The sequence below is a fragment of the Sphingomonas sanxanigenens DSM 19645 = NX02 genome (assembly GCF_000512205.2).
In the GTDB taxonomy this organism is placed as follows: Bacteria; Pseudomonadota; Alphaproteobacteria; order Sphingomonadales; family Sphingomonadaceae; genus Sphingomonas_D; species Sphingomonas_D sanxanigenens.
In genome coordinates, this window is the sequence record NZ_CP006644.1 from 5,197,992 (window position 1) to 5,220,538 (window position 22,547).

Below are 22,547 nucleotides of genomic sequence, written 5' to 3' on the forward strand. Positions count from 1 at the left end.
CTCAGGCCTTGGCGGAAAGCGCGCTCAGTTCCTCCAGATCGAGGTCCCGCTCCAGATCGTGCAGCACGTCGTCGTCGATTTCGCGCGCGCGGTGAAGCCGGATCAGTTCGGCACGCCCCGCCGCGATCGCCACCAGCACCAGATCGAAATGCGCGTGCAGACCCTCGTGATAATGGTCCTCGCGGCCGACATAGTTGGCCGAGATGCGCGCGCGCGCCTGATAGCGATCGAGCAATTGCGGGTGGATCAGAGTGCCGTCAGCGTCATAGGCGTTCCGCTCGACCGCGCGCAGCTGCGCCGCCGCCATCGCCGCCTCCGCCTCGGCCACCGTCTTGCGCGGCGCCTCCTCGTCGGACGCGCCGAGACCCAACCAGCGGATCAGCATGCCCAATGTCGTGCCCTGCACCAGCACCGTCACGAGGATGACCGCGAAGGCCGCGACCAGCATGAAATCGCGCCCCGGCACGTTCTGCGGCAAGGTCAGCGCGATAGCGAGCGTCATCACCCCGCGCATCCCCGCCCAGCCGAGCACCATCCCGGCCCTGGCGCCGAGCGGCCGGCGGCGGGTGAGGCCGAGCCGCCCGAGCAGCGCCAGCGCCGCATCCGAAAGGAACACCCAGCCGAAGCGCGCCACCATCATCGCCGCGACGATCGCCAGCACCGGCACCGCCATCTGCTGGATCACCACCTCGAACCCGCCGACGCGTTGGATCACGCCGCGCAGCGAGGATCCGATCAGCAGGAACACCGAGGCTTCGAGCAGGAAGATCATCACCTGCCAGAAGGCGGTGCCGCGCAGCCGGACGTTCGCGGAGAACAGCACATGCTGGTACCAGCCGCAGATGAGCCCGGTGACGACGGTGGCGATGATGCCGGAGACGTGGAGCGTTTCGGCGGCGATATAGGCCGTCCAGCAGGTCAGCGTCGACGCCGCGATCATCAGATAATCATCGCCCAGCCGGCGGATGACGAGCACCCAAAGCGCACCGATCGCCACGCCCACCAGCGCGCCGCCCAAGGCCAGCACGGCAAAGCTGCCCAGCGCCTCGCCGATGCTGAACATGCCCGAGACCGCGGCGGCGACCGCGAAGCGGAACAGCACGAGGCCGGTGGCGTCGTTGAACAGGCTCTCGCCTTCGAGCAGGGTCGAGACGCGGCTGGGCAGCTTCACCCGCTGCAGCACCGCGCGCGCCGACACCGCATCCGGCGGCGAGACGATCGCCCCGATCACCGCGCACGCCGCCCAGGGCAGTTCGGGCAGGATCAGGTGCGCGACGACCGCGACGACCGCAGTCGTGAACACCACCGCGCCGACCGCGAGCGAGACGATGCCGGCGATATGCTGCCTGAGATGCGCGAGCGAGAGGAACCAGGCGCCGTCCATCAGCAGCGGCGGCAGGAACAGCACCAGCACCAGCTCGGGATCGAGCGCGATCACCGGCAGCCCCGGCAGGAAGGCGAGCGCGCTGCCCCCGGTCAGAAGCGCGACCGCGGGCGGCAGCCCGAGCCGATGTGCAATATAATGCAACCCGATGATCGCGAGCAGCATCGCGATGACCAGTTCGAAGATCTCCAGCGGATGCATGCCTATTTCCCCATCGCCACGCGACCCTATCGCATCGTATCGCGCCGTATAACCATCCGATCGGATGGGTGGCGAGGCGCCAACCACGATGTCATCATCATGACATCGGAGGGCGCGCAGATAGCGCGTTCGCCGGCCTGCCCGCAACGCAGCGGCATCACACCTGAGGAGACTGTCTGATGAAGATCGTACGCAAGGCTTCGGCGCACTGGGAGGGCGGGCTCAAGGATGGCCGCGGCGCGATCTCGACCGCCAGCGGGGCGCTCGATGCCTATCCCTACGGCTTCGCCAGCCGCTTCGAGGGCGTCGCCGGTTCCAATCCCGAGGAATTGCTGGGCGCCGCGCACGCCGCCTGCTTCACGATGGCGCTGACCCTCGTCCTCAGCGAATCCGGCCTGACCGCGACCACGCTCGACACCACCGCGCAGGTGACGCTCGAGCAGATCGAGGGCGGCTTCCACATCCCGGCGGTCGCGCTGACCTTGCGCGCCTCGATCCCCGGCGCGGATGACGAGACCTTCCAGGCGGCGGCCGCGAAGGCGAAGGCGAACTGCCCGCTTTCGAAGGTGATCAACGCCGAGATCAGCCTCGACGCCGCGCTGGTGTGATCGGCGCGAAGGGGGCGACCTGGGTCGCCCCCAGCGCCTCCTCCAGCGCCGCGACGCAGAAGCCAGCATCTATCGTGTTCGAAAGCCGCTGGGCCAGGGCAGACGACAATTGCCTCCGGGAACTGCGCTGGATTTATGATCGCCGCGCATTGCCGGAGGCGAGCAGCGATCTCGCAGCGTGGCTCAGAAAATGGTCGCGCCGCTATCCAAAACTCACCGGTTGGGCCGAGGCAACCATCAAGGAGACGTTCACCTTCTACCGGCTCCCGCGCCAGCATCACAAAAATATGAGGAGCACCAACATGCTTGAGCGCTTTAACGAGGAAATCAAGCGGCGCCGATCGTGTCCCAGTTGGTGGTGTAGCTCGTCGGTAGCAAAGCTGACCGGCTGCGCGCTTACGAACAGCGCTGTAGCAGCCGGTCAGCTTTGCGGGTGGCCATCGGTGATCTTCGGATAGGTTTGGGTTGCGACACTCGAACCGACGGAGATCCCGATGACCGACGACAAGATGAACGTTCAGGCGCTGCTGGGGAAGAGCGCGGATGCCGACTTCCTGCGCGAGATGATCGGCTTTGCGGCCCAGCGGCTGATGGATCTGGAGGTAAGCGGGCTGACAGGTGCCGGCTATGGCGAGAAGAGCACGGAACGTCTCGCCCAACGCAACGGCTACCGCGAGCGCGATTGGGAGACCCGCGCCGGCACCGTCGAGCTGCGCATCCCCAAGCTGCGCAAGGGCAGCTATTTCCCCGGCTTCCTCGAGCCGCGACGGATGGCCGAGAAGGCGCTGACCGCGGTGATCCAGGAAGCCTATATCCAGGGCGGAGCCTGCCAAGGTTCCGGCGATGCGTAGCATCGTTGGAAAGCAGGCGGAGGGATCTCGACGCGCTCGGTCGACGATCTGGTGAAAGCGATGGGGATGAGCGGCATCTCCAGGAGCCAGGTCAGCCGGCTGTGCGAAGAGATCGACGATCGGGTGAAGGCCTTCCTCGACCGGCCGATCGAGGGCGACTGGCCCTATCTCTGGATCGACGCCACCTATCTCAAGGTCCGTCAGGCCGGGCGGATCGTCTCGGTCGCGGTGATCATCGCGGTCGGTGTCAACGGCGACGGCCGGCGCGAAGTCCTTGGCATGGCGATCGGCTCGTCCGAAGCCGAGGTGTTCTGGACGGCCTTCCTGCGCAGCCTTGCGCGACGCGGCCTGCGTGGCGTCAAGCTCGTCGTCTCCGATGCCCACGAGGGCATCAAGGCGTCGGTCTCCAAGCTGTTCAACGCGACCTGGCAACGCTGCCGCGTCCACTTCGCCCGCAACGCCCTGGCCCATGCCGGCAAGAGCGGGCGCAGGGTGGTGTCGGCGTTCATCGCCACCGCCTTCGCCCAGGAGACCGCCGAAACCGCCAGCGTCCAGTGGCGCAAGGTCGCCGACCAACTGCGGCCAACCGTGCCCAAGCTCGCCACCTTCATGGATGACACCGAGCAGGACGTGCTCGCCTACATGACTTTCCCGCCGCAGCATCGCGCCAAACTGCACTCGACCAATCCCATCGAGCGGCTCAACGGCGAGATCAAGCGGCGCACCAACGTCGTCGGCATCTTCCCGAACGAGGACGCCATCACTCGCCTGGTCGGCGCCATCCTGCTCGAACAGAACGACGAGTGGGCTGTACAGCGCGCCCGGTACATGACGCTGGAAAGCGTCGCTCCGTTGAGCGATAACCCTCTCGTCAGCATGCCCGCCGTGGCTGCCTGATCAATCCGGCCTCGCCGGAGATCGCCGTCACAACGCCGGCGAACCTACACCACCCGGTGGGACACGATCTCGCCGGACTATCGTCCTGCGCATCTTCCCCAACGAAGACGGCTGCTTGCGCCCCATACCAACCTGCGCGGTGGCGACGCACGGGGGATTCCCAAGGCGTCGGAAATCTGAATCTATGATGCCGTGGCTTTGAAGTAGGGCGCGATGGGTTCAGCGATCGGCTTGCGTGAAGATGTCGACGGGGCAGCGCTGCGACGATTGTCGCGGACGACGAAAAGCGCGAACCAGGCGCGTCAGCTGTTGGCTTTGGCCGAGATTTACGACGGCGGTAGTCGAAGCGCTGCGGCCCGGATCGGCGGCGTTGGGCTTCAGATCGTGCGGGACTGGGTGATCCGGTTTAACAGGGCGCGGAGAAACCCTCCTTGAGGCCCGGTGATCGCCGGGCTCGAAGGGTTTATCGGGCAACGGTTTGGGGAAGTCGGCATCAGGTGGCAGTCGTTGGCTGCCAGAACCCGCCGTGTGACGGATTCCTCGCATAGCTACGCCCTCGCCATCAGTTTTGGCAGACGAACCAGATTGTACGCCGCAGCGGTCAGAGTGAAGTTCCATCCTACCCGGTCCTGCCTTCGATGCCGGGTCTTGCGCAGGTTTCCGCTGGTCTTGGTCCAGCCAAAGACCTCTTCGATCCGTTTCCTGATCCGCATCGAAACGGCGTAGCCAGGGTGCCGGGTGGTGAGTCTATCGATAAGCGGATGATCGTGTCCCCGGCAAGACTCGTCGTCTTGAAATGGCGGCGGAGTGACCTGCCCTACAGATGGCTGATCTGGACTATGAAGAACGATCTCTGGCGGCTGCTCCGGCCCCAGAAGGCATCGCTTGAAGGCCGGCAAGCAGCTCAGCGGCGGACAGCGCCCAAGTCGCTTCCGGCGGGGTGACGACGACGCGGCCTTTGGCGACGTCGTCGGCCCATAGGCGGATCGCCTGCGCCAGCGCCGGAGTATCCGCATCGGCCGGGAAGTATTGCACGCCGTTGCCCTCGTGCGGGCGGAACACCGCAAGATCGCGCGCCAGTACCGGCTTGGCATGTTCCAGCGCTTCCACCAGCGGCAGCCCGAACCCTTCGGCGTAGGATGCGATCACGACACCCGCGCAGGCATCGTATATGGTCGCCAGTTCCCGGTCGCCCACGTCGTCCAGCCACAGCAGCTTGCCGCCGTATTCAGGGTGCGAGCGGATGCGCTGTGCCAGTTCGGCGATCTGCCAGCCCTGCCGTCCCACCAGCACCAGGCGTAGCTGGCCCTCGTCGCGCCATAGGGCATCAAAGGCGGCGACGATATCGCCGTGGCCTTTGCGCGGCTCCAGCGTGCCGACCATGAGGAAATAGGGCGGAGAAGTATCGAAGCGCGGGGCAGGGATATCGCCCTCGACCTCGGCGTTGTCTCCGGTGGCGTAAGAGGGTGCGGCGGCGTCGAGGATGTTGCCCCCCATCGACACCACCTGCGTGCGATAACCGCCGGTCAGGCCATACCGCTCGTCCAGCGCGTTGCGCAGTTCCGTCTCGGTGTGACCGGAATTGCACACGAAGCCTTCAGAAAGCGCCGCCACCGTATCTAGCCAGATCCGGTAGCGCAACACCGTATTGCGCGAGAACCAGTCCGGCCGTTGCAAAGGCAGCAGGTCATGGACCAGGAACCACAGCCGCCCGCCCTGCCCCCGGAACCGGGCTAGCTTGCGGCGGTGCCAACGCAGTGTGTCGAGCGAATAGTCCAGCCCCAGGAAGACATCGCCCGGCCGCGCGTGGATCGGGGTGAAGTCGGGCGCCCGACCGGACACCGTATCGGGCCAACTGATCTCGAAGTAGCTGCGCTTGCGGGTAGCCGACACGAAGCGGATATCCCAGCCCTGCGCCGGAGCCGCATCGCGCAGCGCCAGCGCCAGCGCGCGCACGACGCGCTGGATGCCGGTCCCCGCATCGTTCTTGCTGATCACCGCCATGTCCACGAATAGACGGGGCCGCTGTAGCGACGCGCCCTCCGCTGCGCCGGTTTCATTCGCCGCCTGCCGGCGGCGGCGCTGACGTGCCACGCAGCACCGCCGCTTGGCGCGGGTGCCCACCGCCTCGTCAATACGGGCCGGCAGCAGGTCAATGAAGGTGGGCAGGCGCAGCTTCATCTGCGCACTGCCTTGCGACGGCGAAACCGGGCTTGACGCCCCCTGTGCAGTATCGGGTGCCGCGTCAATTGTTGTTCGACATCGCGGTCGCGGTCGTCGCCACCGGCAGCAGCGTCGAATAGATGACGTTCACGAACTTCTGGATGTCGGCCAACGGCGCGTTGGAGACGTAGAGCACGTCCTTGTCGCGGATGGGGAAGCTCTGCACTATGAAGAACGTCGCCGGATCCTTCATGTTGATTCGGTAGATCACCGGCAACTTGCCGTCCGGCGTCAGCCTTGCGCTGGCCCGCGTTGCGGGGTCCAGCGCGGCGGGGTCTTCCAGCCGGAAGATGAAGACGCCCTTTACGTCGGCACGGGCATCCTGCAGGCCGGCGACGCGGCCCAGCGCCTGCGCCATCGTCACCCCGGTCGCCTCGAAGGGAATTTCTTCGTTGCGGCCGGTGGCGCCCAGTGCGGTGAAGCTGAAGGGCTGGAACAGCACTGTCATGACATCGTCCGGGCGGAGGCGCACGTTCTGGCGGGGATCGCGGATCACGGATTCCAGCGGTAGCGCGCTCACCTTCATCCCGCGTGTGATTTGGATCGTCATCTTGCCGACGGGCTGGCGCACACCTCCGGCAGTGGCCAGCACGTCCAGGATGCGTTCGCCTCGAGCGGTGAGCGGGACGCGCGCGCTCGTTGCCACGTCGCCCACTACAGTGACTGTAGCGGCGGCGTTGCGGATTAGGCGCACTACAGTCTGCGGCTGATGGGCCTTGCCGCGCAGGCGGGCCGTGATCTCGCGCGCGATGTCCTGCGGCGTGCGGCCCGCCGCCTGGACGCTGCCGACGAAGGGAATGGCGATCTGGCCGTCGCTGTCCACCATCTGCTCGGGCAGGGACATGCCGCGCGCCGTCGTGCCGCCCGAAAGCGCGGAGGAGGCGGAGGCCGTCGGGTTGGACAGGCGGCCCTCGGCGCCTACGCTGCCGAACAGCGCCGCCGGCGGCGCTTCCCAGATGGCGATGTCCAGCACGTCACCGCGGCCGACGACCGAACCGATCGGCTCCCCGTCGCCCAGCTCCTCCGAGAACAGCGACTGGCTCCTGGTAGCCAGGACGTTGCGCGCGACGGCGTCGGTGACGTCGATCACCTGGATTGCCCCGCCAGCTACGCTTTGGTCTTCAAGCTTGTCCACGCTGCGCGCGGAAGGGCCTGCGCCAGGTGCCATGGCACATGCCGCCAAGGATGCGGCAATAACGCCACTTCCAACGTAACGGGCGGCGATCACGAATCTTTTCATGAGGAACTCAGCCAAAAAATATCAGACGTGCGGGGGTCAGCATGTTGCCGCAGTCAATGGCGCAATCGCCGGTGCAGATCAAGGCGGCACAAGGATTGCGGCGGCTCACGCGCCTGGTGCGGCGGCATAGTCCGCCGCAGTCTTTTGTAGACTTTCTTCACTGGACGCAAATTGCACTTCGGGGTAGGGGCTGACGCTCGCCTTCAGCCTTGCGCTGGCATCTGCCAGCGCAAGGCTGTGTCGAGTGATGGACAAAGACGATGCGATCGCGCATCCAGCCACCCGTGACGGTCAAGGCAGCCTGGACGCAGCAGTACGGAACTCTTGAACTTTGAATATCTTGGAAAAGATGCGCCGCATCAAGCCGCTGTTTTTTGTTACGGTGATCGTTCCGGTATTGCTGGCGGTCCTTTATTATGGGTTGTTCGCCTCGGACGTCTACATCTCGGAATCCCGCTTCATCGTACGCAGCCCGGACAAACCGGCGACGACGGGGCTTGGCGTGCTGCTCAAAAGCACCGGCTTCGCCAATGCCGGGGACGAGATCTACGCCGCGCAAAGCTTCGTCCTTTCGCGTGACGCGCTGCAGGCGCTGAACAGCAAGGGCGCCTTCGTGCAGGCCTATACCAACCCGTCCATCTCGATCTTCGACCGCTTCAACCCCACCGGTTTCTCGGGCAGCGGAGAGGATCTTTACGACTACTACGAAAAGCAGGTGAAGATCGACCAGGACACCACATCCTCGATCGTCACCATGACCGTGCGCGCTTTCACCCCGCAGGACGCTCGCCGCTTTAACGAACAGCTGCTGGAAATGGCGGAAGCCACCGTCAACAAGCTGAACGAGCGCGGCAAGCAGGATCTCATCCGCTTCGCCCAGACCGAAGTGGACGACGCCAAGGCCAAGTCGCAGAACGCCGCCGTCGCCCTGTCCGCCTACCGCAACCAAGCTGGCGTGGTCGATCCCGAGAAGCAGGCGCAGGTCCAGATCCAGATGATCTCCAAGCTGCAGGACGAACTGATCGCCACGCGCACTCAGCTGCGCCAGCTGCGCGCCTTCACGCCGCAGAACCCGCAGATCGAGGTACTCGACATCCGCGCCAAAGGCCTTGCCGCCGAGATCGACGACCAGCTGGGCCAAGTCGCGGGCAGCAGCAAGTCGCTTTCCTCGCGCGCGGCCCGCTACCAGCGGCTGTACCTGGAAAGCCAGTTCGCCGACAAGCAGCTCGGCAGCGCCATGGCTTCGCTGGAGGAGGCCCGCAACGAGGCGCGCCGCAAGCAGGCCTACGTCGAACGCATCGTCCAGCCCAACCTGCCCGACGATCCGCTGGAACCGCGCCGCCTGCGCGGGATCCTTTCAACCCTTATCCTGGGCCTTGCCGCCTGGGCCATCATCAGCATGCTGGTTGCCGGAATGCTGGAGCATCGGGACTAAGCTGCGCGCCATGCGGTCACAACTTGCTGCAATGGGTCGAAGCGCATTGGTGCAGGGGCGAGTCGTCTATGCCCTCCTCCTGCGCGAGATCCTGACCCGCTACGGACGTCACAACATCGGCTTCCTGTGGCTGTTCGTGGAGCCCATGCTGTTCACGACCGGCGTCACGGTCCTCTGGACGCTGACCGAAGCGCTGCACGGATCGTCCCTGCCGATCGTCGCCTTCGCGCTTACCGGCTATTCCAGCGTGCTGCTCTGGCGCAACATGCCCGCGCGCTGTATCGGCGCGATCGATCCAAATCTTGCGCTGATGTACCACCGCAACGTGCGAGCGATCGACATCTTCCTCGCCCGCGTGCTGCTGGAAGCGGGCGGAGCGACGATATCGTTTGTGACGCTCAGCCTGTTCTACATTTACATTGGGTGGCTGGATCCGCCGGCGGACATCCTCACCGTCGCGGGCGGATGGGTGATGATCGCGTGGTTCGGCGCCGCGCTCGGCATGTTCCTGGGTGCCCTGTCGGAAAAGAGCGAGATGGTGGAGCGTCTCTGGCACCCCATCTCCTACCTCGCCTTTCCGCTGTCCGGCGCGGCCTTCATGGTCGACGCCCTTCCCCCGGCCGCGCGCAAGTACATCCTCTATGTGCCGATGGTGAACGGCGTCGAGATCGTCCGCGAGGGCTATTTTGGCGAGCAAGTCCGCGTGCACTACGATTTCTTTTACTTGCTCGCCTGCTGCGTGGGCCTGACCTGGCTGGCGCTGTCGCAGGTCGCCGTGGTCAACCGGGGAGTCACGCCCGAATGATCGAGGTCGAACACATCCACAAAATCTACCCCACCCGCGCCGGCGACCGGGTGGTGCTGAAGGACGTCTCGTTCACCCTCGACCGGGGGGAGAAGCTGGGCGTGCTGGGCCGCAACGGCGCGGGCAAGTCCACCCTCGCCCGCCTGCTCAGCGGGGCAGAGCGCCCCACATCCGGTCGGATCGAACAGGGCATGTCGGTATCCTGGCCGCTGGCCTTCGGCGGCGCGTTCCAGAACGCCCTGACCGGCCTCGACAACGTCCGCTTCATCAGCCGGATCTACAAGCAGGACTACCAGCGCAACATCGATTTCGTCGCCGATTTCACCGAGCTAGGCCTCTATCTGCGCGAACCGGTGCGCTCCTATTCGCAGGGCATGCGAGCGCGCCTGGCCTTCGCGGTCTCGATGATCATCGAGTTCGACTGCTACCTGATCGACGAAGTAAGCGCAGTGGGCGATGCCCGCTTCCACGAACGCTGCGAGGTCGAGCTGTTCCAGAAGCGCGCCGACCGGGCGATGCTCATTATTTCTCACGATCCGGAATACGTGCGCAATCATTGCAGCCGGTTCGCCGTCCTCCATCAGGGCGACATGGTGTTCTACCCCGACTTCGAGCAGGCTTACGATCGTCACTTGCGTATCCTGCACGGAGAGGCTTGACGAAGCGCCCGTTTTCCGGGGCCGGACGCCGCCCCCCGGTTCATTGATATCCATCCCAGGTTGTGGAATGGTGCCCCTCCGCAGGAACCGACGTCCCCCCGTCACGCACCGGCTGACATCCCGCAGGCAGGCTCCGCTCCCGCCGGGTCAGCCATGCCGATACTGCATCGAAGAGGCTGTGATGAACGCTAGTCCCCCCCCGCTGGAACTCGATTTTACCCGTCCCGAACCGGCATCGCCCGATCTTCTCCTTGCCCTCGAAGGGTTTTCCGGAGCCGAGGCTATCGGCCGCTGGACGGATGGCGAAACCGCTCGCATCGTCCTGGCTGCTGACCCGGCGCGACCACGCGATTTGCTGTTGGTGCTTAGCGGCTCCCCCTTCGTCGCCCCCGACATCGGCGCGCAGGGCATCACCGTCACCGTCAACGGGGTGCAGGCCGCCGACCGCAGCTTTTCCCGACATTTCCGGTGCGAACGCATCGAGGTCGTGGTATCGCTGCCTGAAGGCGAGGCCGGGAGGCCGCTGGAAATCGTGATCGGCATCAGCCATCCCGGCCAGCCTTTGCGCCACGGCATGGGCGACGACGAGCGCAACCTAGGGCTGCTGCTGGCCGGCCTGACGGTCAAGGCCGCCCCGCCGTGCAGCGGGGCGTCGTCCAGCCCCTATCGCGGATTGCCCGCGTACCAGTTCTGGCGCCGGTCGATTTCCGGCGTCGAACACCACCGGATCGACCCGGTCACCCATACCCGCTTCAAGATCGGTAGGAATGCCCGTGTTGGCACTGCGGGAAGCTGCTTTGCGCAGCATATCTCCCGCCGGATCATGGCATCGGGCTTCAACTACTTCGTGACCGAGGCAGGCGACGACATTGACGAGGCGCAGCGCGGCAAGCGCAACTACGGCACGTTCTCGGCTCGCTACGGTAACGTCTACACGACCGTGCAGTTGCTCCAGTTGTTCGAAGAGGCGTTCGGGCAGCGGGTGCCACGCGATCGCGCCTGGCCCCGTCCCGATGGCCGCTTCATCGACCCCTTCCGTCAGCAGATCGAGCCGGACGGCTTCGCCGACGAGGCCGCCGTCATCGCCGATCGCGACCGGCACCTTGCCGCCGTGCGCCGCCTGTTCGAGGAGACCGACATCTTCGTCTTCACACTGGGGCTGACCGAAGCTTGGCGATCGCGCGAGGACGGGTCCGTGTTTTCCGCCGCGCCCGGCGTCGTGGGCGGGACTTTCGATGAAAGTCGGCATGCATTCGTCAACTTTGATCTTGCCGAAACATACGGTGCGCTGAAAACCTTCCTCGAGAAATTTCACGCCCTCAACCCCGTCGCGCGGGTGCTGCTCACCGTCTCGCCGGTCCCCCTGATCGCCACGTACGAGCCGCGCTCGGTCCTCGTCTCCACCACCTACAGCAAGGCGGTATTGCGTGTGGCCGCGGAAATGGCGCTTAAGCAGTTCGACTGGGTGGACTATTTCCCGTCCTACGAGATCATCACCGGCAGCTTCTCGGGTGGGCTCTATTACGAACCGGACCGCCGTGAAGTGAATGCGCTAGGCGTTTCCCACGCCATGCGCTGCTTCATGCAGAACTACATCGACGGCCGCGATCCCAAGGCGGCGGACGTCGCCCCCGAAGCCGTGCGCAAGGCATCCGCCGCCGGCATCGTGTGCGACGAGGAAATCATGGGCAGCGCAAGGGCATGAACTCTTCCATGGAGCAGTGGCTCGTCATTTCGAACTGTCAGACCTTCGGCCTTGCCAACTGCTTGCAGGCGCAGGTTTCCGACGTGCAGGTCACGGGTGTGGACACCCTTCTGTTTAATTCCGATCCCGATCGCTTCAACGCGACGATGGACAAGTACAGCACCCTGTTCATCGCCGACGGTGTGAAGGGCGAAATCGCATCCGCACGGATCGATGCGATCCCGGATCACGTCGCCTTGCCGATGGTCACCTGCCGGGTGTTCCATCCAGATTTGGTCTACCTCCAGCACGATGGACGCCCCGTGGTCGGTCCGGTGGGCGATTATCACTCGGCGATCGCCTATGCCTGCTTCCGCGCCGGGATGAGCGTTGCCGATACTGTCCTGCGCTTCAACGGCAGCTTCCTGGAACGCTGCGGCTACATGGCCATGTGGCTGCCCGAACGCGACCGCCTGGTGGAGGATCTGGCCACTTTCGGCCTCGACGTCGCCGCGCCGATTCGGACATGGGGGCGGCATGAAGCGTTCATGTTTAGCATCAACCATCCGCGCATCCACGTCCTGCACGACATCGCGGCGGAACTACTGCGCGCACAGGGCCGCCCGCCGTTTCCCGGCGGGATCATTCCGCACGACAATCTCGCTACGGGTGCGGCCTTCGCGGTCTACCCGGAAATTGGGGAGACGCTGGGCGTGGCCGGAAGCTATGTCTTCAAGGACGTGGGCAGCTATCGCCCCGTCGACCTCGAAGGTTTCGTCGCGGGCTGCTTCGCAAGCTACGAACGGATCGGCGCGGCCGCGATCGCGCCACATCCGCAGTTCGCGCAGCATGTCGATTACGTGGCCGCGCTGCTCTGATGAAGGTGCCGGTTCCCTGAATCCTAAATGAACGCGGCGCCGGCGTTGCCTGATGCGGTATCTTAAGTTCGTATTTCCAGTGAATGGAGAATATATGAGCAGCATACCCCTAGAGAACAAGGACGTATCGTCCAAGCTGATTGCCGATTACCTACACTCACTGCTGACGGAAGGATCGCCAAACCCGGAATGGGGCAAGATCGCATTCCTGCGATCCATTGACCCCGCAAGTCGCGTGCTTGACCTGGGCTGCGGGAATAACTCTCCGAAGTTGACGAAGGATGTCATTCCCGAGTGCCATTACATTGGAATTGATGTTGAGGATAACAATCAGTCGTCTGAACGATTTTCCGACGAATACATGATCGTGAAGTCATGCAATTTCCGAAGTGCCATAGAACTCTACGAAAATAGCATCGACGCGGTCATATCCTCGCACAACATAGAGCACTGCGAAGATCGCTATGGAACTACCGAGGCGCTTGCCCGGTCGCTGAAACCGGGGGGGAAGGCCTATATCTCCTTCCCGGCCCAGGACAGCACGTCGTTTCCCAAAAGGTCTGGCACGCTGAATTACTACGACGATGAAGGCCATCTGTCGGAGCCGCCGGATTTCGGAAAAATCATCTCCATCCTGACAGCCAACGGGCTTGAGATCCTCTACGCGACCACGCGATATCAGCCGCCCATTCACTGGATTCTCGGCCTCGGCAACGAAGATCTGTCCTCCGAGACCGGCGAGATAAAGGAGGGGACGTGGTGCTACTGGGGGTTCGAATCCGTCATCTGGGCTGAAAAAGCCAAGGCCGCCTGAAACTGGCCTGAAAACCGAGCATCCCCTTCCGGCGAGCCGCCGGAATGAAAAGGGCCGAAAGCCTAGGATCAGGAAGCGGACTCCAGCGCTTTCTCGGAGGTGCGCAGGGAGCACATCTCCCAGATCGCGCAGGAGATGTGATAGAGCGAGCTGCCCGGGGCGAGTTCCTCGATGAAGCTGCCATCCTCATTCATCTTGTCGCGCCACAAGTGTTGCGCTTCGGGCAGGAAGTACTTGCGCAGGCCGGTCCACGCGTCGGCGACTTCGCACAGATCCTCGTCGCTGCCGGTGCGATGATAGCGCACGACCGCCACCTTGAGGCGCTCGGTTTGGGGCCAGAGGCGGGCCTTGCCGTTGACCACGCGGCCGTCAGTCAGCACTTCGTTGATCGCGACGCCGCGCTGCGCATCGATGCCGTGGCGGCGGCCGAAAGCGGTCATCGCGTCAGAAACAGCGACGGCGTTAGGGGCGCCCGAGCGGGCTAGGCGCTCAAACAGCCAAGCCCATTCGAAGCAGTGGCCCGGCTCGGCGATGCGGCCTTCGTCGCCCGACGCTGGGGTCCAGTCCTCGCCGAAGTACTCCAGCAGCGCACCCGATACCGGATCGACCAGTCGAGTGCGGCACAGTTCCGCCACGGCCACCGCCGCGTCGCCGAATCGCTTGCGGCCGCTGGCTTCGTGCAGCGCGCTGAACGCCTCGAACAAGTGCATGTGTGGGTTCTGGCGACGCACTGACGGATCGACGATCTCACCCTCGCGGAAGCCGCCTTCCGGGTGCGACCAGTTCGCCTCGATCGTGTCGAGCAGCGTCTCGGCCTCGTCGAAGAAGGATTTCTCGCCCAGCGCGCCGCCTGCCGTGCCCAACGCGAAGAGGACGAAGGCCTGGTCATAGAGGTCCGCCCGTGCGTCGAGCACGGCGGCGTCACGATCAAGGCGGTGGACGTAGAAGCCATCGGGGCGCTTGGCTCTGGCGATGACGACGCGCATCGTCTCGTCCACCAGCGCGCGCCACGGGCCGGTCCAGCCCGCCCTGCCCGCCGCGACCATCGAATAGATGTGCCGCGCCTGCACGAAGGTGCGGAAATATTCGTCGTTGGGCACGCCTTCCAGCGTCATCCGCTCCGGGAAGAGGCCGGACGCGGTGCGCCCGCGGCTGCTCCACACCGGCGCGGCGACGTCGACCAGCCAGGCGCGGGCTTCCTGTTCAAGTTCCATGATACGCTGCTTCATGTCGTGACTTCCGTAGAATCTGTCTGGCTAACAAGGTGGGGGGCGACGAAGTCGCGCAGGTTTCCGCCTGCGAACTTGTGCGCGGCGACGCCAGCGGCGCGCGCGGCGGCAAGGTCGGTGTCCTGATCGCCGACGAGGAGGCTGGCCGGGACATCAATGTCCCAGTGTTCCATGAGGTCCAGCAGCATGCCCGGCTCCGGCTTGCGCCACGGATGAACGTGGCTGTACTGCTCCACGGTGCCATCGGGATGATAGGGGCAGAAGCGCCAGTCGTCGATGTGTGCGCCCTGCGCGCGCAGTTGCGCATTCATCCAGTCGAACAGCGCGCTCACGTTCTCCACCGGGTAGTAGCCCCGGGCGACGCCGGCTTGGTTGGTGACCATGAAGACGTAATAGCCCAGGTCGTTGGCTAGGCGCACGGCCTCCATCGCGCCGTCGATCCAGCGGAAGCGATCGGTCGTGCCGACATAGCCTTCGTCCTGGTTGAGCACGCCGTCTCGATCAAGGAACAGCGCGGGCCTGCGACGCTGCGCGGGCACTTCGACTTGGCTGCGTTCGTAGGATTCCGGCACGCCGATGTCGAGGAAGTACCCCTCGAACCTGCGTGCGCGTAGCTTGCCCGCCGCCGCCAGGCGAGGCAGCACATCCTGCTCGATCGAAAAGCGTTCGCCCAGCCCGCGCACATGATCGCGCGACAGGCAATAGGCCCCGCCGTTGACGTAGTACGGCGCGGCAAGCGCCTCTCCGCGGGGCACGACCGCCCTCACCTGCCCGTCGGCCGAGAAGTCGATGGTTTCGTAGCGGTCCGCCAGCGGCACCGCACGCACCGCGAGCGAAGCGTTGTCCAGCCTTTCGCCCACGACATCGGTGCTGCACAGCGCGTTCCAGTTGCAGTCGAACCAGGTATCCCCGTTCAACAGCAGGAATCGCTCGTCCAGCACTGGCAGCGCATTGGCGACGGCGCCCCCGGTGCCTAGCGGCTCCAGTTCCACCACCACGTCGATGGTGTGCCCCTGCGGCATGCGGGCGCGCAGGGCATCGACGTAATCGAACACCCGTTCGGACTTGTAGCCCGCCAGCAGCACCACCTTGCGGAAACCCTGGCGCCACGCCTCACGAACGAGCAGTTCGATGAAGGGCGTGCCGCCGACGGGCAGCAGTGGCTTGGGCGTCTCACGGGTCAGGCTGCCCAGGCGGGTGCCCAGCCCGCCGAGCAGGATCGCGCATTGGTCGACCATCAGCGGCACTCCTCCGCGTTTGCTGGCCCTGGCGTCATTCCGGAACCGCCCAGGCTTCCACGCCTTCGAACGTCAGACGCACCGCGCTGGCACTACCGCCCGCGTCGTTGAGCGCCTCGATCAGGTGATGACGCAGCGACGGATCGGCCAGCAGCATGATGAAGCCGCCACCGCCCGCGCCCGATACCTTGCCGCCCCACGCGCCATTGCGCATCGCCACGTCCAGCAGGCCGTCGATGGTGCCGTTGGAAATGGTTGAGGCGGTGTTCTTCTTGGCCAGCCAAGCCTGCTGCAGCACGTCGGCGGTCTGCCGGATCTGGCCGCCCAGCAGCATGGTCTTCATGCGGGTGGCGTGTTCTTTGATCTCGTGCATCGAGAAGATGGTCTTGTCGTCCATCTGCTTGAGGCCGGACACCTGGTCCTCGATGATCCGGGCGGATTCCCGCGACTGGCCGCTGAAACAGATCACCAACGAGGATTCGAACTCGTTCAGGTATTCGCGATGCAAGCGCAGCGGGTTGACGATGACGCCGACCCCGCCCTTCAGGAACTCGATGAAGTTGAACCCGCCGAATGCCGCCGCATACTGGTCCTGCTTGCCGCCCAGCATGCCTAGCTGGACGCGCTCGATATCATAGGCCATCTCGGCGATCTCGTAAGGGCCGAGCGGCAGCTTGAGCGCGAGGGCGAACGCCTCGATCAGGGCCACGGTCAGCGCCGAGGACGCGCCGAGGCCCGACCCCGCCGGAACGTCGATCGTGGTGGAGATGGTCAACGGCATCGCCTTGCCGTCGTTATACCGCTCCATCATCATCTTGTAGGTGGCGCGGTGCAGCACCAGCCCTTCGCGGATGCTGAAATCTAGCGTGGCGGGCAGTTCATCCCCGCTGCCCAGGTCGTCGGCGCGCAACACGATGCGCCCGTCGTCCCTGCTTGCCAGATGGGCATAGGCATAACGGTCGATGGTGGCATTGAGCACGACTCCGCCAAAGTCGTCGCAATAGGGCAGCAGGTCGGTGCCGCCTCCGCCTAACCCCAGACGCAACGGCGCACGCGCGCGGACGTTTCGGTGAATCAGCCGTTCGAACATTTCATCTTCTCGTTTTTGATCCAAGGGAAAAATCAGAGCGGGACGCCCGCCATCTGAAGCATCTTGCGTACCGGCCAGCGCCGCATCGCGCGCTGACGGGACACCAACCCGTCAAGCCCGACGAGGTTGGCATCGGCGGCCCTGCCCTCTGCACTGAGGCTCAGGCTATAGATGATCGCCGCTTTGCTGCGTCCGGCACCCAGCGCCTTCAAGTAAGTCTGCACCCCGCCTTCGTCGGCCTCGCGCAGCAGTAGCTTACGATAGGCCATGCGCACGAAATCCTCGCCGTCGAGCGCCATCAACTGGTCGACGGTCAGGATATCGCCTTCGGAGCGCGGCGTATGGCCGAACGCCTGCAGCACCGGTGGCGGCGCAACATGCTGCGCGTTCGGCGCCGTCTGCGGCGTGGACCGGCGCCATGCTTTGCGGCGCTGTTCCGGGGCGGCTGACAGCAGGGCATCGGACAGCCCATCAAGCGGTCCGAAGCGTTCGACGAAGCGCACGTGGTCCTGCGCGAAATGCGCCAGCTCGGGCAGGATGTCGCGCACCTGATCGGCCCGCAGCGCTGCGATCCGAACCGCATCGACGATATCGGCAAGGTCCAGCCCCTGCGCGCCCGCCGCGGTGAGCACGGCAGCTTCCCGCACGTCGGGATCCCGACCAAACCGCACGGCGAAGGCGGTTTCGGGCGAAGACGTGAGACGCCCCTGCCCGGCATCGCTCCGGTCCGAATCCGGCGATCCCGCTAGACGTTCCGCCGCCCAGCCCACAAAGGCAGGCGACAGCACGATTTCCCCGCGCAACGTCGCATAAAGCACCAGCCGGGCAGCCAGCAGGTCCGCGCCGCCGGGCTTTACCGATGCCGGCTTCTGCCCGAAGTCGGCAAGAAGCAGTTCCGTCGGCGTCGCTTCGCGGCCCAGGAACGCCGCCGCGCCCGCAGCCAGACCGGCGCCCGGAAGCGCCACCACGGCATTGACCTTGCCGGCGATCGTGCGCTCATCCGCGCATTGCCGCATTGCCAGCCCTGCACGCAACGCGAACGTGCGGATCAGTTCCAGGTGCGCCTGCGGATCCTTCACCCGGCGCAGTCCCGCCTCGGAAAGCAACAGGCGCAGCAGCGCGCGTTCACGGCCATGCCGTCCCTTGAGCAGCGCCTGGAGTCTTGCCCGTCCTTCACGCGAGGGCACCTGCCCGGTCAGGTCGAGGCTAGCGGCGTCGAGGAATTCGTCATCCTCGTCGATCAGCAATGCCCTGTCCACCGCAGCTTCGGAATCGAGCTGCTCGATCACGCGCAGCTTCCAATCGATTGTGGGCAGCGAAATTTTGTCCGCATAGCCCGTCGGGAACCTGCGGCGCAGACCCGCCTCCAGGCGTGCGCGATACTCCTCGCTGTTGATGGCACCCCGCAGGTACGTCGTGCGCAGCGTCACGCGCTCGTCGAAAGGCATGCACGCGTCTACTTCGCCTGGCCCCGGATTACGGAATAGCAGGTCAGTGTAGATGGCTTCATGAAAGGCGGGATAAGCCGGGATCTGCAGGAGCCTGCGGAACCGGGCGCGCCATTCCTTCGCGAAGCTCGGCGGAATATAGGCGGTCGTCTCCAGATTGCCGGTGACAGCATCGTTGACGAGGCGCGCCGGCAGGGCTTCGGGGAAAGCGGCCATGAGGTTCAAGGCGACCTCGGTATTGGACCAGTCCGCCCGTTCCGCCCTGACCAGCCATTGGGTCATCTCGTCCTCGCCGATCCCGGGGATCGCCGACGAAACGAGATGCTCTACTAGTTCCTCCCGGTCGAACTGCCGCAACAGCGACAGCGAGGCGAGAATGCCGAGGCGGGCGCGATAGCTTGTGGCCGCGCCCGATCGCTCCGGAGCACCCACCTTCTCGGTGACGAGCGCCGCGATGCCGTCGACGAAGGACTGCCAGGTCGGCAGCTCCAGCGTCTCGATCTCGGCTTGGAGCGCCAGCACGGCGTCATCGTCGAGCAGGCGACGCACCGCATCCTCCAGCCCCTGGCCGTCACGCGCCTCAACGCGCAACTGGCCCCCGGGCGCGAGGTCGAGGATGCTGGGCAGGTCGGCGGTGACGATGCACGGCACGCCCAGCGCCAGGCTTTCCACCGGCGGCGATCCAAAGCCCTCGGCCACCGACATGTAGATAGAGGCGCGGCAGTGCATCATGAGATCGCGCAGCTCGTCGTCCGCCGGGCTGTCCACCCAGCGCAGCCACGAATAGCGCTCGAAAGCGGCTTCCAGTTCCGCCTTGTCGGAAGGCTCCAGCCAGCCCATGCGGCCCGCGAAGCACAGGCGCGCATCGTGGCCCCGCGCCTGCAGTCGCTCGAACGCGCGCAGGATATGCAGCGACTGCTTGCGCGGTTCCAGCGTGCCGACGACGAGGAATTCGAAAGAACCTGGCGCGGTCTTACGATAAGTGCGCCCCAGTCCGTCGGCGCCCGGTGCGATCACGCGATAAGGACGCCTGTCACCGCGATTGATGCGGTTGACGAAGACGTCGCGCGTGGTGGTCGATGTGAAGATGTTATGTGTATACTTGCGCCGGTTCGCCAGCGACAGACTGATATTGTCGGCAACCCGCCAGTCGGTGGAGAAGAACTCCGAATGGGTCCACGACAGAAAATCGTGGCATAAATTGAAAATCTTTTCTGGCCGCGTCGCCGCCGCAAGACTGAAGAATTCGAGGTTGAGCGACTCTTCCAGAGAGATGACTGCCCGACAGCATTCCAGCGCCTGTTCGACGGAGATCTCGCAGATGATGCGGTTCCGGGCGGACAGCAGCCCGATCCAGCCTGGGCTGGGGTCGATGCCGAGATCCGCGAATTCGCTCGAGAGGGCACGCAGCACGTCGTCATTGTCCTCAAACAGCTGGCGCACGCTTTCGAAGAAGTCGGGATCGAGGATCCCGATCCGATCCATACCCAGTTCCACGAAGGCGATGGTATCGTCGATGTACGGCCAGCGCGTGCTGAACTCGTAACAGACGCGCTGGATACCCGTGCGCATCGGATTGGACACGAGGTTGTTGAAGTTGATCAGGAACTTGTCACTGATCAACGCCTGCGCGAGGCTGGCGGAAGTCACGTCGTTCATCATCCGTCCCGCTTGCCGAACAGCATTGACAGCAGATTGCGGGCATAGCGGGCGAAATCGTGCTTGACGGTAAAATCCTCCCACCCGGGTCCGGGCCGGTCCTCATAGCTTTTCGCGGCGATCATCTCGGCCAGCTGCTCGGCATAGATCGTGGGCGAAGCCTTGTCGTTGACCCGCCGCACCAGCGGCGGCGCCTCGATCGACCGCGCGAGGTTCTCGGACGCGACGCCGTGCATCCCCGCCGATACCGCATCGAGGAGTGCGCCGGACACCTGGCCGAAGGGGATCTGCCGGATTTGCAGCACGATATCGACGGCCTTCAGGTGCTGGATATAGTCGGCTTCGGAAACCGGCCCCTTAATGACGACATGGTCCTGCAGGCCGTACTGATCGATCCGCTCGCGCAGTTCGTTGCCCAGTGACTTGTCGACCGGGCCCACGAACAGGAACTGGAAGTCGATGCCCCAGTCGAGCAGTTCCTTCATCACGAACAGGCACTGCTTGGCGCCCTTCATCATGTGCACTTCGCCGAAGGATGCGATGCAAGGGCGCGAGGCCGCGATACCTAGCGCCAGCTTGGCCTGCAGGCGGGCTTCCGGGGTCAGTTCTGGTCGCTCGAATGGATAGGGCATGGCTACCGGAAAATAATTCGCATCGATCCCGTACAGGTTGTGAAGCACCGCCGCCGAGGTCGGGCTGTGCACGATCGTCGGGTTTGCGTGCCGCACAATCTCGCGTAGGAACGGTCGGCCATATTCGGCCAGTTTGGCGATGACCTGCCCGGGGTCGGATGCATCGATCGGCGCGCCATGCTCCTGCGAAAGGAGCACGCCGAGCCGCTTGCGTCCATAACGATGGTTGAGGAAATCGACCATGTGCGCGTCATGTAGGATCAGTGTCCCACCATGCTCACGCATCATGTCGAAGATCTTCAGGTACATCGGATGATTGCCGAGGACATAGACGATCCCGTCGTAACGATCCGCCTCGAACGTCGCGTCCAGTCGATACACCGCGTTCATGCGGGCGCGGTGCGCGGGCAGCATGTCGCCATCGGTCCAGATATCGAGCTGCGCGATTCGCGTCAGCGCTAGCGCAAGATCGAGCGAGGAGTGCGGGGGGCCGCCCTTCTGCGGGAAGATCGGCGTGACCAGCGCAATCCTGGGCCGCTCAGGCACGGGAGCCACCGGCGCTGATGGCGCGGCGGTCAGCACCTGATCCCATAATACGGCATAATCCGGCGCGGACGACAGCGCTGTGGCCCCGGCCGGGAGCGCTGCCAGTTCACCCAGATCGTGGACCTGAAGCGTCTGCCCCACAGCCACGCAGCGCCCGCCGAGCCCCAGCACTTCGGGCATCGACAGTGCCTGCGATCCGCCGGCGGCGGGAACCAACACCGCCAGCGACCGGGCGGCGATCCGCCCAAGCAGGGCTGGACCGGGACGCAGCACGTAAACTTCGGGCGCACCGACCGCGGCACTTTCGCCGCAGACCAGAATGCGTGCGGGATTGCGTCGCGTCAGCCCGAGGACCGCGCGCATGATGTCCTTGTCCATCGCCAGCGCGCCATCAACTGCCAGTACCGGCTGGCCACCGGCAAAAAGCACCTCGAGCGAGGCCTGGTCCAGCGTATTGCAGGGCGCGCGCAGGCTCTCATCCACGGCGACGGGAACGGCCACTGTTACGACGTGACCGCTCTCCCCCTCGTCCCCGCCTACCGCCTGATGCATGCGCAATTCCAGCAGCTGGCTGATGCCCTCCCCGTCGCCGTGTGCGACAGTTCCTCGATCTATAACTGTCAAAACCCGCATCATACCGCGGATTGCGGGCTGCACCATGTCGCGCAGGCTGACATCGGCCACGGCCCCCGCCGGTTCGACGACAAGCACTGCTTCGCGGCGAAACGGCGCGTAGCGGACAATGTCGATACGTAAATCGGCGAATGCCGGGGGCACCGGCCGCACAGGATCAGCGTAGAGCTGCACCGTCCGCTCAGCCAATACAGAAGCGGGAATATTGTTGATGATCGCGATCATAATCCTATCAATCGGACTATGATACGCGGCATCTTTTTGTAACCGACGTATATCGAAGATCATACGCTCAGTCATTTTTCAAAACCCACAGCCAGTTCATCAACTTCACTTCTATGTCGATATATTGCAAAATTGGAATTCACCCGACAGATACGTGTCGCGATCTAC

Annotated in this window: 15 protein-coding genes and 4 pseudogenes; 10 read left to right on the forward strand and 9 right to left on the reverse strand. The window is 64.6% G+C overall.

From position 1 onward, the window contains the following. Window position 1: 1 nt before the first annotated feature. Window positions 2-1,585 carry a Na+/H+ antiporter gene (locus tag NX02_RS23790; protein ID WP_025294663.1) on the reverse strand — a complete coding sequence of 528 codons (1,584 nt, stop codon included), beginning with the start codon at window positions 1,583-1,585 and terminating at the stop codon, window positions 2-4. A gap of 179 nt (window positions 1,586-1,764) precedes the next feature. Here NX02_RS23790 and NX02_RS23800 point away from each other — a divergent pair, with 179 nt between their 5' ends. The 4 genes and pseudogenes from NX02_RS23800 to NX02_RS33030 all read left to right on the forward strand — a co-directional run. After that, a complete protein-coding gene (locus tag NX02_RS23800) occupies window positions 1,765-2,193 on the forward strand; it encodes an OsmC family protein (protein ID WP_025294665.1) in 429 nt (142 codons plus the stop codon). 104 nt (window positions 2,194-2,297) lie between these two features. Then, window positions 2,298-2,531: pseudogene (locus NX02_RS31785) on the forward strand (transposase); the annotation flags it as partial. Between the two features lie 156 nt (window positions 2,532-2,687). Further along, window positions 2,688-3,941 (forward strand): annotated as a pseudogene (locus NX02_RS23805) (IS256 family transposase). Window positions 3,942-4,154: 213 nt separating this feature from the next. Continuing rightward, a pseudogene (locus NX02_RS33030) lies at window positions 4,155-4,352 on the forward strand (IS630 family transposase); the annotation flags it as partial. A gap of 137 nt (window positions 4,353-4,489) precedes the next feature. Here the strand turns inward: NX02_RS33030 and NX02_RS31790 are convergent. The 3 genes and pseudogenes from NX02_RS31790 to NX02_RS23815 all read right to left on the reverse strand — a co-directional run. After that, a pseudogene (locus tag NX02_RS31790) lies at window positions 4,490-4,696 on the reverse strand (transposase); the annotation flags it as partial. Window positions 4,697-4,778: 82 nt separating this feature from the next. Continuing rightward, window positions 4,779-6,122 (reverse strand): glycosyltransferase, encoded by a 1,344-nt coding sequence (locus tag NX02_RS23810; RefSeq protein WP_047099849.1) that lies wholly within the window; start codon window positions 6,120-6,122, stop codon window positions 4,779-4,781. 64 nt (window positions 6,123-6,186) lie between these two features. Continuing rightward, window positions 6,187-7,419, reverse strand: a complete 1,233-nt coding sequence (locus NX02_RS23815) for a polysaccharide biosynthesis/export family protein (protein WP_245648685.1) — start codon at window positions 7,417-7,419, stop codon at window positions 6,187-6,189. A 334-nt stretch (window positions 7,420-7,753) separates the two neighbouring features. On the opposite strand from NX02_RS23815, the gene NX02_RS23820 reads away from it, so the two are divergent. The 6 genes from NX02_RS23820 (at window position 7,754) to NX02_RS23845 (ending at window position 13,679) form a co-directional block, all read left to right on the forward strand. After that, on the forward strand, window positions 7,754-8,839 hold the full coding sequence (locus NX02_RS23820; RefSeq protein WP_039998030.1) for a KpsE/RkpR family capsule polysaccharide export protein: 1,086 nt from the start codon (window positions 7,754-7,756) through the stop codon (window positions 8,837-8,839). A 31-nt stretch (window positions 8,840-8,870) separates the two neighbouring features. Then, the gene (locus NX02_RS23825; RefSeq protein WP_245648686.1) at window positions 8,871-9,644 is read left to right on the forward strand and encodes an ABC transporter permease; all 774 of its coding nucleotides are present in this window, start codon (window positions 8,871-8,873) and stop codon (window positions 9,642-9,644) included. Continuing rightward, window positions 9,641-10,303, forward strand: coding sequence for an ABC transporter ATP-binding protein (locus NX02_RS23830; protein WP_025294670.1), 663 nt, complete (start codon window positions 9,641-9,643; stop codon window positions 10,301-10,303). Before NX02_RS23825 ends, NX02_RS23830 begins: the two co-directional genes overlap by 4 nt. A gap of 181 nt (window positions 10,304-10,484) precedes the next feature. Continuing rightward, window positions 10,485-12,008, forward strand: coding sequence for a GSCFA domain-containing protein (locus NX02_RS23835; RefSeq protein ID WP_245648687.1), 1,524 nt, complete (start codon window positions 10,485-10,487; stop codon window positions 12,006-12,008). 8 nt (window positions 12,009-12,016) lie between these two features. Further along, on the forward strand, window positions 12,017-12,865 hold the full coding sequence (locus tag NX02_RS30985; protein ID WP_025294672.1) for a WcbI family polysaccharide biosynthesis putative acetyltransferase: 849 nt from the start codon (window positions 12,017-12,019) through the stop codon (window positions 12,863-12,865). Between the two features lie 94 nt (window positions 12,866-12,959). Beyond that, window positions 12,960-13,679, forward strand: a complete 720-nt coding sequence (locus NX02_RS23845) for a class I SAM-dependent methyltransferase (protein WP_025294673.1) — start codon at window positions 12,960-12,962, stop codon at window positions 13,677-13,679. A 68-nt stretch (window positions 13,680-13,747) separates the two neighbouring features. Here the strand turns inward: NX02_RS23845 and NX02_RS23850 are convergent, their stop codons facing one another. From NX02_RS23850 to NX02_RS23870, 5 genes are all read right to left on the reverse strand, one after another. After that, complete coding sequence (locus tag NX02_RS23850) at window positions 13,748-14,794, reverse strand: AGE family epimerase/isomerase (RefSeq protein ID WP_245648688.1); 1,047 nt, start codon at window positions 14,792-14,794, stop codon at window positions 13,748-13,750. 110 nt (window positions 14,795-14,904) lie between these two features. Further along, window positions 14,905-16,146 (reverse strand): HAD-IIIA family hydrolase, encoded by a 1,242-nt coding sequence (locus NX02_RS23855; RefSeq protein WP_025294675.1) that lies wholly within the window; start codon window positions 16,144-16,146, stop codon window positions 14,905-14,907. Window positions 16,147-16,180: 34 nt separating this feature from the next. Then, on the reverse strand, window positions 16,181-17,236 hold the full coding sequence (locus NX02_RS23860) for a GHMP family kinase ATP-binding protein (protein ID WP_025294676.1): 1,056 nt from the start codon (window positions 17,234-17,236) through the stop codon (window positions 16,181-16,183). A 32-nt stretch (window positions 17,237-17,268) separates the two neighbouring features. Beyond that, on the reverse strand, window positions 17,269-20,346 hold the full coding sequence (locus NX02_RS23865) for a glycosyltransferase (protein ID WP_084718057.1): 3,078 nt from the start codon (window positions 20,344-20,346) through the stop codon (window positions 17,269-17,271). Continuing rightward, window positions 20,343-22,379 (reverse strand): glycosyltransferase, encoded by a 2,037-nt coding sequence (locus NX02_RS23870; protein WP_158014168.1) that lies wholly within the window; start codon window positions 22,377-22,379, stop codon window positions 20,343-20,345. The genes NX02_RS23865 and NX02_RS23870 overlap by 4 nt, the downstream gene beginning before the upstream one ends. Window positions 22,380-22,547 lie beyond the last annotated feature (168 nt).